Annotated in this window: 1 pseudogene; it reads left to right on the top strand. The window is 32.8% G+C overall.

Annotation, left to right across the window (positions count from 1 at the left end):
* Nucleotides 1-351 (top strand): annotated as a pseudogene (locus B5P40_RS32005) (S-layer protein); the annotation flags it as partial.

Raw genomic sequence — 351 nt, forward strand, 5'->3', positions numbered from 1 at the left:
ACCAAGGCGAAAAAGGATATGTACGTATTCATGATGCCATTATTTTTGATCAGGAGGCTAAAAATCCACTTACTTTGCTTGATGGAAAAGTAAAGATATTTGAAGGTGTATTAGATTATTTAAAAAGTGACGAAACAGTCATAAATAACACGATTAAGATTTTAGAAGAGGAAGAACAACGTTGGATAGATGATGCAGAAAACTGGGAGAATATTTCTAGAGACATTAATGATGCAAAGCAAGATGTACAGCATAAACTACAAGTGATGAAAGAATCACATGATAAATTGCAAGAATTAGTGAATGCAATGAAAGGTGACATAAAAAACTTAACCGTTACCCAAAGGAAAG

This window comes from Bacillus sp. SRB_8, assembly GCF_003264205.1.
Classification (GTDB): Bacteria; Bacillota; Bacilli; order Bacillales; family Bacillaceae_G; genus Bacillus_A; species Bacillus_A mycoides.